The sequence below is a fragment of the Deltaproteobacteria bacterium HGW-Deltaproteobacteria-6 genome (assembly GCA_002840435.1).
GTDB lineage: Bacteria > Desulfobacterota > Syntrophia > Syntrophales > Smithellaceae > UBA8904.
Window position 1 is genome coordinate 64,369 of the sequence record PHAT01000007.1, and the last position, 12,959, is coordinate 77,327.

At 49.4% G+C, this 12,959-nt stretch carries 10 protein-coding genes; 7 read left to right on the plus strand and 3 right to left on the minus strand.

All coding sequences use genetic code 11. The features are described from left to right. The first annotated feature begins 65 nt into the window (after positions 1 to 65). The 4 genes from CVU71_15815 (at position 66) to CVU71_15830 (ending at position 5,861) form a co-directional block, all read left to right on the plus strand. Positions 66 to 1,931: a DNA-binding protein gene (locus CVU71_15815; GenBank protein ID PKN17534.1), complete on the plus strand. Its 1,866-nt coding sequence runs from the start codon at positions 66 to 68 to the stop codon at positions 1,929 to 1,931. 191 nt (positions 1,932 to 2,122) lie between these two features. Then, positions 2,123 to 3,436, plus strand: a complete 1,314-nt coding sequence (locus CVU71_15820; protein ID PKN17535.1) for a hypothetical protein — start codon at positions 2,123 to 2,125, stop codon at positions 3,434 to 3,436. Between the two features lie 32 nt (positions 3,437 to 3,468). After that, on the plus strand, positions 3,469 to 3,813 hold the full coding sequence (locus CVU71_15825; protein ID PKN17536.1) for a hypothetical protein: 345 nt from the start codon (positions 3,469 to 3,471) through the stop codon (positions 3,811 to 3,813). A gap of 332 nt (positions 3,814 to 4,145) precedes the next feature. Next, positions 4,146 to 5,861 (plus strand): acyl-CoA dehydrogenase, encoded by a 1,716-nt coding sequence (locus CVU71_15830; GenBank protein PKN17537.1) that lies wholly within the window; start codon positions 4,146 to 4,148, stop codon positions 5,859 to 5,861. Between the two features lie 172 nt (positions 5,862 to 6,033). Here the strand turns inward: CVU71_15830 and CVU71_15835 are convergent, their stop codons facing one another. The 3 genes from CVU71_15835 to CVU71_15845 all read right to left on the minus strand — a co-directional run bounded on the left by CVU71_15835 (position 6,034) and on the right by CVU71_15845 (position 7,737). Further along, on the minus strand, positions 6,034 to 6,792 hold the full coding sequence (locus CVU71_15835) for a cyclase (GenBank protein ID PKN17538.1): 759 nt from the start codon (positions 6,790 to 6,792) through the stop codon (positions 6,034 to 6,036). 39 nt (positions 6,793 to 6,831) lie between these two features. Further along, entirely contained in the window at positions 6,832 to 7,179 is a 348-nt protein-coding gene (locus tag CVU71_15840; protein PKN17598.1) for a hypothetical protein, read from the minus strand. Positions 7,180 to 7,332: 153 nt separating this feature from the next. Beyond that, entirely contained in the window at positions 7,333 to 7,737 is a 405-nt protein-coding gene (locus tag CVU71_15845) for a hypothetical protein (GenBank protein ID PKN17539.1), read from the minus strand. Between the two features lie 206 nt (positions 7,738 to 7,943). Here CVU71_15845 and CVU71_15850 point away from each other — a divergent pair, with 206 nt between their 5' ends. The 3 genes from CVU71_15850 to CVU71_15860 all read left to right on the plus strand — a co-directional run bounded on the left by CVU71_15850 (position 7,944) and on the right by CVU71_15860 (position 12,897). Then, complete coding sequence (locus tag CVU71_15850) at positions 7,944 to 8,732, plus strand: hypothetical protein (GenBank protein ID PKN17540.1); 789 nt, start codon at positions 7,944 to 7,946, stop codon at positions 8,730 to 8,732. Between the two features lie 15 nt (positions 8,733 to 8,747). Beyond that, positions 8,748 to 10,037 (plus strand): bifunctional folylpolyglutamate synthase/dihydrofolate synthase, encoded by a 1,290-nt coding sequence (locus CVU71_15855; protein ID PKN17541.1) that lies wholly within the window; start codon positions 8,748 to 8,750, stop codon positions 10,035 to 10,037. 106 nt (positions 10,038 to 10,143) lie between these two features. Further along, the gene (locus CVU71_15860; protein PKN17542.1) at positions 10,144 to 12,897 is read left to right on the plus strand and encodes a hypothetical protein; all 2,754 of its coding nucleotides are present in this window, start codon (positions 10,144 to 10,146) and stop codon (positions 12,895 to 12,897) included. Positions 12,898 to 12,959: the final 62 nt, after the last annotated feature.

Here is a 12,959-nt window from a genome sequence, read left to right on the forward strand (position 1 = left end):
AAGGCTTCGATCAAAAGCCGTGTGTGAAAGGAAAGGACAACCTTATCAGGGATGTATCAGTTGCCATGAAGCATCATCGTATCAACCCCAAAGATCTCATTGCTCCCGACCAAGCGAGCGCAAAAAAAACTTCGGAAACTTCCACCCCGGAATCCTGTGAAGAAAACCCGATGGATTATCGTGAGCTTTTCATGCAATCGCAGGAACGTGAGGCACAGCTCAGGCAGTTTCTGATCAAGTATGAAACGCTGCTGGATGAGGTTGAAGATCCCATTTCAGAAATTGATTTAAAAGGAAATATTACCTATTCCAATAATGCCGCGTCCAAAATCTGGGGTATCCCCAAAGAGCAGACCATCGGGCTGAACTACAAATCCTGGACGGATTCCGTCAACCGGCAAATCGCCTCTGACGCCTACGCCAGGGTTTTCCAGACGGGGATGCCCTGTCGTTTCAGTTATGAAATAATCCGCGAAGACGGCGTCCGCAGAGTGGTTGAGGACTCCGGATCGCCCATCCGCAATGCGCAAGGCGACATTGTCGGGTTCCGATCGGTCAGCCGGGATATTACGGAACGCAAAAAAGTGGAAAAGGAACTGGCCGAACACCGCAGCCGCTTGGAGGCTATTTTCGGCAGCGTTAAAGAAGCGATCATTACCGTGGATATGAATTTATCCGTCATCGAAGCCAATCAGTCCACGGAATCGATTTGCGGACTTTCGTCCCGCGGGATGGTCGGCAGGCCCCTTTCAGAATGTCTGACCCTGTGCAGTCAATCCTGCAGAGATGTGATCAGGCAGACCCTGGAAAAGAAATCGACGATCAAAGAGTACCATATCGAATGCGGTCATCAGCAGCGTCAGCAACAGCTGGTCAGTGTAACCAGCGCGCCGCTTCGGGATGCGGGCGGCCAGTATCTGGGGGCTGTCCTGGTGATCCGGGACATCACGCTGCTTCGGGACCTGGAAAGAGAGTTGCGTGAGCGTCATCAATTTCAGAATATCATCGGCCGGAGCAAAAAGATGCAGGATGTTTACCGGTTGCTGGAGGATCTTGCCAATCTCGAAACGACGGTTCTGATTACGGGGGAAAGCGGCACAGGCAAGGAGCTTGTCGCCCGGGCGCTTCATTACAGCGGTCAGCGGGCCTTCAAACCTTTCATTGCCGTGAACTGCTCCGCCCTGACCGAGAGCCTGCTGGAGTCTGAGCTCTTCGGGCATGTCAAGGGGGCGTTTACCGGGGCAATCAAGGACAAGCAGGGGCGCTTTCAGGCGGCGGACGGCGGCACGCTCCTGCTCGATGAGATCGGCGACATTTCGCCCATTATCCAGTTGAAGCTGCTCAGGGTCCTTCAGGACAAGACATTCGAGCGGGTAGGAGACTCGGAGCCTCAGAAGGTGGATGTCCGGGTGATTACCTGCACAAATAAGAACCTTAAGGAAAAAGTCCGGTTGGGAGAGTTCCGGGAGGATCTCTATTACCGTCTCAAGGTTGTGGAGGTTGCCTTGCCGCCGCTTCGGGACCGGCTGGAAGACATTCCTCTTTTTATTGACTATTTATGTCGTGTTTTTAACGAACGGTTTAACCGGAGCATTGAGGGCGTGTCCAAAGAAGTGCTTAATATATTCATGAATTACCCATGGCCGGGCAATGTCCGCGAATTGGAACATGTCATTGAACACGCCTTTATCATCTGCCACGGGCGGGTGATTACGCTTGAAGATCTGCCGGCAGAGTTTCGCGACCTCCGCAAGCCCGGTATATCCGCTGGTTCCGGCAACCGCACGCAGCCGGTCACCGAAGCCCAGGAGATTATTGATGCGCTTGCCAAAGTTCGCTGGAATAAGACAAAAGCCGCGCATCTTCTGGGGATCAACCGGCGGACTCTGTACCGCAAACTTGCCCAGTTTCATATCGATCCAAATAGCTGAGTCTGTTGTGCAGTGCCTCAATGTGTGGTGCGCAATATGTGACATTGCACAATTGTGCGAGCGCTCCGCCCGTCCTATCTATCACATAACCAACTGACATTATTTATAATATTTATTATTACCCTGTGTGTCGTCATCTGGCATGTTATCCGCAATGGGCTTCCATTAAAAAATTAAAAGGAGGTACGTGAATGAAAGATCAGAAAACCCCGGATTTTCAAGTGGGGGGGCCCAAAGCAACCTATGTCATGGTGATTTGTTCTTTGCTGTTTATGGTCAACTATATGGACAGGCAGATTATGGCGGCTGTTTTGCAGCCGATGAAAGTCGATCTGGGGCTGACCGATTTTCAGGCCGGCCTGGCCAACACGATGTTTTATCTCGGCGTGTTATTATTTGTTGTTCCTGTCTCACATTGGATTGATAAATGGAGCCGTAAAAAAATGATCGGACTGATGGCCTTTGCCTGGAGCGGCTTCACCCTGTTTACCGGCCTCAGCAACAGTTTTGGTCAACTGCTTTCCGCCCGCTTAGGGGTAGGCCTTGGCGAATCGGGATTTGGAGCAGGCGGCACCGCGCTGATCGCGGCCTCTTATCCTCCGGAAAAAAGAGCGGCAAAAATCGGGATATTCAATACGTTTATTACCGTGGGAATCCTGGTCGGCATGGTGGCCGGCGGTTATGTTTCCGTCCATTTCGGCGGCTGGAGAACGGCTTTTTATGTTTTTGCTATTCCGGGGATCATCCTAGGGGCTTTAGCCTTTTTCATGCAGGATTATTCCATTAAAAAAGATCCGGGTGCCGCCGCAACCCCTTCTTTTGCTCAAAACGTCAAATCATTATTTGCCAACCGGTCTTTGCGGTTGATTTATGTAGGTTATGGCTTCTATGCCGTCGTCGTTTTTTCCTATCTGACCTGGCTTCCTTCTTTATTGATGAGGGCTTACGGCATCAACGAGGCTAAAGCCGGTCTGGTGGCCGGCGCCCTGTCCATCCTGACGCTGATCGGTCCTATCCTGGGCGGGTTGTTTGCGGATAAGTGGCAGTCAAAAAGCACGGGCGGTCGCATGAAACTGGCGGCGGTCGGGATCTTTGCAGCTTCCGCAGCTCTCTGGTTTGCTTTCCTGACTGTTCATGACATCAACAACAAGTCCATGATGATTTTTTCCTTCGTGATGCTGGTTGTTTATGGAATAACAAGCGGCATGCCCAATCCGGCGGTTATGGCTTCGACGCAGGATGTGGTTCGCCCCGAACAAAAGGGATTAGCGTCCGGCGCAGCTTACTTTTGCATGATGCTGTTCGGCGGCGCTTTCGGCCCCGCCTTGGTCGGTAAACTTTCCGATGTGTTCGGGGGAGGATATCAGGGAATCGTCTATGGTCTTTACGTTGCTTCGCTCTTTGGCGTGGCGGCGGCCGTCATCTGGTGGCGGGCGGCTAAAAGGGTCGGCGCGGATATGGAAAGAGAAAGAACCGCTTCCCTGCAGGGCAACAACATTGGATGATTTTTATCGTTTGGCTGCCATGAGGTTAAATTATGAATAATTTAATTCATCTGATCAGGCCTGATAATTTTGAAGATGAGGTGCTTTTAGTCAAAAAACCCGTCCTGCTGTTATGTATGCGAAGGAGCGATGATTTTCTAAGCCAGATGAATCTGATGAAAGATATTGCCGTGACGCATAGCTTGTGGCTCAAGGTCGGTTTGCTGGCTGAAGAATTCACGGAAAGTTTTAAGAATAAATTTAATGTTCCCGGAACCCCCACGTATCTGATCTTCCTTGAAGGAAAAGAGAAAAACAGGATGCTGGGGCTCACGGATTCCCTGACGCTGGAAAGCTTTGTTTTCGGGACGCTGCGTCCGGGAGATTTTGCAATTTAATAATTCACATGACCGCCGGAGAGGCCGTCCGGCGGATCAATGATCTGCCCATAGTCAACGATCTGGTGCAGGCGACGGCTCAGGATGCGGAGGATGTCCCGAAGAGCGTTGGGACGAAGCCCCTGTCGTAATATTTTTAAAAAATAAGCGCACTTGGAAGACGAGGGCCGATGGTCCTCGTCTTTTTTTATGCCAGAATAAAATTTTTATGCCGCCTTTGGTTTTCGCGCTGGTTCTTTTTTGAAAAAAAGCGTAAATTGCATTCCGGAAATGACAGGATATTGTTTCATGACCATATGAAAATAATTGTATTTACCTGAAAGGAGCAAAAAATGAATTATCTGTTGCAGCCGAAAAAGTACCAAACTCTGATGTCCGATGCAGGCTCGAAAGCCATTATGGACAAAACAATCGCCTTCTTTGAGAAGATGGGCAAAACAAAAATTACGGAAGATTTCAATAAGAAGGTCTGGTATCGGGAGTTTGTCGATTTTATTGCCCAAGAGCAGATCTTTGCCAAACTGCTTACGCCCAGCCAGTATGGCGGCGGCGATCCGGACTGCCGCTGGGACACGGCGCGCAACAGTGAATTTTCCGAACTGCTGGCCTTTTACGGTCTGGGCTACTGGTACTGCTTCCAGGTGACCATTCTGGGACTGGGTCCCATCTGGATGAGCCCCAATGAAAAGGCCAAGCAAAAGGCTGCCGAACTGCTCAAAAAAGGAGCGATTTTCGCTTTTGGTTTGTCCGAACGGACGCATGGCGCGGATATTTATTCCACCGAAACCACGCTGACCCCGAAACCGGACGGCACATGGGTGGCCAACGGCGAAAAATATTATATTGGCAATGGCAATGAGGCGGAAATGGTTTCCACGCTGGGTAAAATCAAGGATGGTACGGACGACTACACCTTCTTTGTCACCAATTTTCATCACAAAGCCTATGAACTTAAAAAGAACGTGGTTTCCCATCAACAGTATGTTTCCAATTTTGCCCTTCACGATTATCCGATTACCGCAGATGATATTCTTTCACGGGGATCACATGCCTGGGATTCATCGCTCAACACCGTGAATATCGGCAAGTTCAACATCGGACCGGGTTCCATCGGGATCACCCAGCATTGTTTTTATGAGGCCATTACGCACGCGGCCAACCGCGTTCTTTACGGTTTTCCTGTTACCGATATGCCGCATGTCCGGAAAAATTTCATTGATGCCTGGCTCAGGATCGTGGGGATGAAGCTTTATCAGCGTCGTGCAACCGACTACTTCCGCAATGCCAGCGCCGATGATCGCCGTTATCTGCTTTATAATCCCACCAGCAAGATGAAGGTCACCCTGCAAGCCGAAGAAGTGGTCAATCTGCTCTGGGAAGTCATTGCCGCCAAGGGTTTTGAAAAAGACACCTATTTTTCACTGGCCGCATCCGATGTCCGCGGCCCGTCCAAACTGGAAGGCACGGTCCATGTTAATGTTCAGCTTATCCGCAAGTTCATGAAGAACTATTTTTTCAGTCCCGCGGAATACAAGCCGGTCGCGCCTGATTTTTCCGCCAAGGACGATCTTTTCCTGTTCAATCAGGGGCCGACCAAAGGTCTTGGCAAGGTGGTGTTCCACGACTACAAGCCGGTCTTTGAAGCCAATAAAGAACTGCCGAACGTGGCTATCTTCATCAAACAGATTAATTTGTTCAAGGAATTGCTGGAGAAAGCCGGACCTGACAAGGTTCAGGATATGGATCCGCTGTTTTCTCTGCCGCTGGGCGAGATGTTTTCCATCGTGGTCTATGGCCAGCTGATTCTGGAGCAGGCCAAATTTGATAATGTGGAAGCAGACATTGTCAATCAGATCTTTGATTTCATGGTGCGCGACTTCTCCCGGTTTGCTTTACAGATTTACGGCATGCACAACACCAAAGACGAGCAGCGCGCCTATTGCAAAGAGATCATGCTGATCAAAGCGCAGGGCGACGATGCCCAGTATAACCGGGTCTGGACAAAATATGTGTATGCGTTGAATGGCGAATACGCGATGAACGAATAGACCGTGCCGCCGTTAAGGATTAGTTTTGAAAAAAGGGAGAGAACCTTGATTCTCTCCCTTTTCTTTGATGGAATGATCACCCCGGCTTTGCCCTGTACAAAGGGATATTATGATACCGCAGGAGAAAAAAGATCAGCGATATGGTGCTGCAAAGACGTCTTGCGCGATGCCTTTATTCCGGTAAAATGGCTACGACCCTGGCCGGTGCGGCGCTTGCTCCCTGAATTTTCAGCGGAAAACAGGCGATCTGAAAACCCGTGGGCGGGAGCGCTGCAAGATTGACGAGGCGCTCCATGTGAGAATAGGGAACACCGATCTGATGCGCCGACCAGAAGCTGCCTTCTCTGTTTTCGGCCATGGCTTTTTCGGCCTGCAGATGAAGCGGCATGTCCCAGCCCCAGGCATCAATTCCCATCATCCGGATGCCGGCATCGTAAAGCCAGCGGGTGGCCTCGGCCGTGACGCCGCAGCCTTTAAAAAAATAATCGGGCGAATGATAATAAACATCCCGGCCGGTGTAGATCAGGACAATATCGTAAGGTTTTAACGCATAGGAAATACGCTTCAGTTCCCTTTCGATATCTTCAATCGTGACGGCATCGCCGTCTTCTTTGGTGTGAAAATCCAGCTTCACACCGCTGCCGAAAAACCATTCGAGGGGAAGTTCGTCGATGGTCTGCGCCCTGGTTCCTTCAATCAGGCTGTTGTAATGCCAGGGAGCGTCCACGTGAGTTGTTCCATGGGTTTCCAGGCGGGTGATGCATTCCGTGGCCCATCCTTCGGAATGACGAAAAAGATGAGCGGGAACATTCAACAAGGCGGCTTGAGCCGCACCGTCGGCATGGGTTTGATATTTGATCTCGCTTCGGGAATATTCCGGAGTGCCGGCGGGGCTTGTTGCAATGGCGGCGGATAGATCGATGATGCGCATTTTCAACCTCATTAACTGTTCAATGACGGAAATATATTATTATGGCACCGCCCGGACATCAACAATGAAATATTCCGTATCGGCAAAGCAGCTGGTGGGGACGCCTTTGTGCTGTTCATAAATGAGGGCGACGCGTTTGCCGGCTAGCTTGTTTACGCGATCCGCAACCTGAGCATCGCGAATGCTGAACAGGAATTTATCGGGAATGGCGCCGGGCATCGTGACCATGGCCATTTCCCCCTCCCATGTTTTGCAGACCCAACCGCTCTTGGACAACTTCTGAATATAACCGACCCGTTCACCTTCGGAAAAACTCCAGGTGAGAGTCAGCCAGACATAGAGAACACCCATCAGGATCAGGGCCGTTATGAATCCCGCAAACCACATAAGCCAGCGCGGCTTTTTCTTTTCCCCGAATTCGTTTACCATTAAAGCCTCCTGTTTGAAAATGACCGGTGTGCAAGTTCTTTTGCGTGAGCACAGGCGGAAGTTATTGATGTCATGTTTGCCGCTTCCATCAGCTAATCGGACTTGCGCCGGTTATTTTTTCGCTTTTTTCTTTACCGCGGCCTTCGTTCTTTTACGGGCCGCCGGTTTTTTCCGGGAAAAGATGGATGCGATGTGCCGGCCTTCCTCTTCGCCGACCGGTTCTTTGCCGGTGGTGATTTGCGCTGATCGATTTTCAGCCGACCAGTTGAACATCACGGGTTTTTCATTTCGCAGCATGTCCGTGACGGAAGAGAGATCCGAACGGTGGAAACTCAGAAAAACGGTGCCGCTGATGCTTTGTCTGGGGGCGGGCAGGGGGCCGGTTCTTTCCACAAAAGCGGCCATGCATAAAAGCCTGTTTCGCGCGTCAAATAAATACAGAAAAGCAGCATTTTCTCCGTTCATGTCCCGGAACTCATACTGGTAATTGGTTATTTCTGCGCTGACATTCGGCATAAGAAGGATCTCCTTTCCAACTTTTAGTCTGCTGTCGGGATTTGACCATGATTCGATACTAAATTCAACATGATTTTGAGATGATGGCGATGCCCACCTGTGCAAAGCGCTTTCATGCGATATCCGGCAGGTATCATAAAATCATTGCCTGCATATCCAAGGTATGATAGGCCAATTAACGATTATTCCAAATTTATTCCAGTATCATGGACAGCGGGGGGCTTTGCATGAAAATACGGGTATTGGGTTGTCACGGGGCGCAACTGCCTGATCACAATACGACAAGTTTTCTGCTTGAAAATAATATCCTGGTTGATGCCGGGACGATCACTCAGGTATTGACACTCGAAGAACAACTCCGCATCGATTACATATTTGTAACGCACGCCCATCTGGATCATGTGCGCGACATCATGTTTCTGGTGGATAATCTGTATTATGCGAAGCGGGAAAGGCCTTTGATTGTCTGCAGCAGCAGGGGAATCATTGAAAATATTCATCGTCATTTGTTCAACAATGTTATCTGGCCTGATTTTTCCAAAATTCCCAGCGCCAAAGCGCCGCTGATCAAGTTCGAGATTTTAACGCCGGGCAGAAAAAAAGTATTGGGTGATATCCAGGTGCGGGCGATCGGCGTTCATCATACCGTGGAAACCATGGGATTCATGATCGAGTCGCAAGGCAAGTCAGTTCTTTTTCTGGGCGATACAGGGCCTACTGAGAATGCCTGGAAAGCCGCCAGGGCCATGAAGGGGCTGAAGGCGATATTTGTGGAAACGTCTTTACCCGGCAGTATGCAGGGCATCGCTGACAAAACAGGGCACCTCACACCCCTGACACTCGCTTGCGAACTGGAAAAGTTGAAAAATGCAAAACCGGAAATTTATCTTTATCACATGAAACCCCGTTATGCTGCGATGATCAGTCGCGAAGTGGCAGCAATTCAAAACAGAAAAATACACATCCTGAAAGATGGTCAAGTCATCCGTATTTAATTTACCGGCAACCTCATGAAGAAATTTTCTCCCGGCGCCTATCTTTCCAGCCTGAATATTGACGTCATGCGTTTTGGCCTGGAGGCGATTACTGAACTTTTAACGCGTCTCGGCAATCCGCAAAGCAGCTATAAAACCATCCTCATCGGCGGCACCAACGGCAAGGGGTCCACCGCAGCCATGCTGGCTTCAATTCTGCAGCAGGCCGGTTTGAAGGTCGGTCTCTATACGTCCCCTCACCTGATCGATATTCGCGAAAGAATCGTCATCAATGGAGCAAAAATATCCCGCAGAGACCTGGGGGAACTGATTGCCGAGATCAAAGATTACACCTGGGAGCCGGTGACTTACTTTGAATATCTTACGGCGGCCGCCTTTCTTTATTTTTCCCGAAAGCGTGTGGATGTTGCCGTTCTGGAAGTGGGTCTGGGTGGACGGCTGGATGCCACTAATATCGTTGATCCTTTGGTTTCGGTGATCACCAATATCGCGTTGGAACATACGGCTTATCTGGGTAAAACGCTGGAATCGATTGCCCGTGAAAAAGCCGGAATCATCAAAAAGAACGGGGTTTGTGTCACCGCCGCAACGCAAAGAAAAGTCATCGATGTTTTTACCGGGACCTGTCGCACCCGACATGCCCGGCTTCTGAGACTCGGAATTGATTTCAAAATTAAAATCCATCGGGATGAATCCATATCCTATGAAGGTCAAAACCGGAAAATTAACGGTCTGATTATACCTCTGCGGGGGCCGCATCAGCTGTGCAATACGGCACTGGCTCTTGCAGTCGTTGAAATTATGGAGCAGAAAGGTTACCGGATCGATGATCAGGCCGTTCATAAGGGACTGGCAAAAACCCGCTGGGAGGCCAGGCTGGAAATCCTGATGTCGAATCCGCTATTTCTGCTGGATGGCGCGCATAATCCGGCGGGTATGGCATCGCTTTGCCGCGTCCTGGAAAAGGATTTTCCGGGCCGTCGCCTGATCTTGATCTTCAGCGCCCTGGCCGATAAGAATTATCGCCGGATGCTCCGAAGAATAGCGCCGCTGGCTTCGGGAATTTTTCTGCCGCCTTTGAAGACGAAGCGTGCTGTGGACCCTCAGGTATTGGCGGCATTTATGGAAAGCATTGGTTATCAGGCCGCGATTCCCGAAAATGTGAAAGCATCCGTTTTGCAGGCGCTGCAATGCGCCGGTGAACAAGATTTGGTCTGCGCCTGCGGTTCGCTTTATCTTGCCGGTGAAGTAAAAGAAATATTTCCAGAAATTATTTGTTGTGATAAGAGACTTGCAACTAAATAAATAATAAGGCTTTGAAACTTTGAGAATGCAGCGGCGTCTTTTGATAATACCTTCAAACATCCTTGATTCCTGCGTCAAAAAACCGCGATTGTGAGGCCGGATCAAGATGAAGACCTTGTTTTTCAGATCCCTGTTATTTTCTCTGCTTGCGATATTTGCTGTGGTTCTTCCCTGTCATGCCCAGACGGCTGAATCGCCGAAAACGATTTCTTCCCCTTCCTTTGCGGCAAAAAAGAAAACATCTCATGTCCGAAGGCCTGTTGTCGGCAATAAATACACGAAACGCTATTATCTGCCGGGCATGAGTTATTATAAAAAGATCAAAAAAAACCGCCGCGTCTATTTCAGCTCTGAAAAACAGGCCATTGCCAGCGGATATTACAAAGGAGGAACCGGCAGACGCTCGGCGTCCCTGCGTAAGCCATCCATTATAAACAAGGTTGTTCTGGCCGCCGCCGTTTCTACGGTCCTGAATGATGGTTCTTCTCAAGTTTTGCCTGAAAATGAAAAAGCAATGGAAATTAAGGCACAGGCTTCACCCAAAACGGCAAGAGCTCCTGCGCGGCCGGTCAGCGGTGACGCCAACCCGGAAAAAGCCGTCAGGAAGGAAATGGTTGTTGATGCGCAGGTTGTCCCCCCATCCCCCGTGGCGGGGGCAGAGAATCCTGCCGTAGCCAGGGTCAATGAACCGTCGGTGAAGATCGAAGCGGATAATATGTCTTATGACAGCGAGCGCGATGTTTATTCGGCTCAGGGCAATGTAGTTATTACCTATGGCGAGGGTATCTTAACCGCAAACAGTGTCGAGTATGATCGGAAGAATAATCTGGCGACCGCCGAGGGCAGCGCGCTCCTGAAGATGAACAAAGACACGTTGCAGGGCGATAAGATGGTTGTCAATGTGGAGGATAATACCGGTGTTGCCTATAACTCAAAAGCCTTTTACGCGCTCAATCATTTCTATATAAGAGGAGAAAGAATCGAGAAAACCGGCGAAAACACCTATTTTATTGAGAAACCGGTGGCAACGACATGCGATGGTGATAATCCGGCCTGGGAAATTGCCGGAAGCTCGATGAAAGTCACTCTGGAAGGTTTTGGATTGATGAAGGATGCCCGCGTGATGACCAAAAGCGTGGTACCGGTCATCTATTCCCCCATCGTCGTGTTTCCCGCGAAAACCAAACGCCAGACAGGGTTTCTTCTTCCTTATCTTGCCTACTCAAAAGATAAAGACGGCATGGATGTCGAGATTCCTTTTTTCTGGGCGATTAATTCCGAAATGGACACGACGCTTTATTCGCGCTACATCGAAAAAAGAGGCTTAAAAGAAGGTTTGGAATTCCGGTATTTCGCGGGCAGCAAATCTTTCGGCACGTTCTACGGCGACTATCTGAACGACACCTCAAAATACGTCACCAAAAGCGACGATGCCGGTTTGCCCCGCGATTGGAAGGAGAATAAAAATCGCTGGTCTTATTATTTAAATCATCAGACGAATTTTGATTCGCAGTTTTATATCCGGACGGATTTGCATCGTGTTTCAGACCCTTGGTATTTTCGTGATTTCAACGCGCACAATTATTATTTGAGCAATTACTCCACGTCGGAGGCAAACCCGTTTCAAAAAGTTCCCTTTGAAGGCAAAGAGTCTCTGCCGTCTCTGGAATCATCCGCGCGTTTGTTTAAGGGGTGGGATAACTATACGCTGACGGCTCGTGTCAGTTACACGGATAATTTTGCAACGCTGAGCAATAGCCGGACATTGCAGCAATATCCGGAAATTATTTTTACCGGCATCAAACAGCAGCTTTTTTCGACGCCTTTGTATCATGAATTTACAGGCACTTATGACTATTTTTACCGGGGTGAGGGACAGAAGGGACACTATGTGGATGTTGCGCCGACGATCTCTCTGCCTTTCAACATTTCCACCTACGCGAAGGTTACTCCACAAATTACTTTGCATGAAACCTATTGGAACCGTGACGACCAGCAGACTACGTCCGGAAATAGCAGCGGGGACCGGACCGTTTATAACGCGGGTCTCGCTATGAGCAGCCGGATTTCCCGCGTGTTTTCTGTCAATATCCAGAATTGGGAGAAAATCCGGCACGAAATAAAGCCTGAAATTTTATATTCCTATATTCCCAACAGCCAGCGCGACAGTTTTCCCGACTATTTTCCATCGGTCAGTTCGTTCATGGATACGTTTGCGGGGCAGAGTTTGGGGCTGGCGGAACAAAACGCCGTAGGCTGGTCGCTCACCAATACAGTAACCGCCAGGCTGAAAGACAAAAACGGAGCGAGGAATTATATTGAATTGTTGAGACTCAAACTGTTACAAGTGTATGATATTAATGAGTCTAAAAAAGATATGACCGGCGCCGCCACGGAGAGGCAGCCCTTTTCGGATATTGGGATCGAACTTGATCTGAAACCGCATCCCTATATCAGCTTTGCCGCCCGCAATAAATACAACCCTTACGGCGGCTGGAAAGAGATGAACTATGATCTGGGCGTCAGCGACTGGCGAGGCGATAAGCTGACGTTCGGTTACCGTTACACGGAGAATGCCATCAAAGAGATTAATGTGGACTTAAGGGCGGTTATCACCGAGCATCTGAGCGGCAAATTCATTGCCCGGCTTGATGGGTTTAATAATCAGACGGCGCAAAATACAACCGGAAATACAGCTGATTATAATAAGCTGTTCAATAACAAGATTGTGGAAAATACAGTCGGGCTGATGTATACGGAACAATGCTGGGGTGTGGGAGTAGACTACACCAAGACATCCAATGACCAGACAATTCTGCTCAAACTATCCCTGGCTGGATTAGGTATGTTTGGATTTTAAAGGCATATTTGTCTGATCGGGATCGTTGCGCCGGCCGTTTTGATCATTAAAGCGAACCGGGA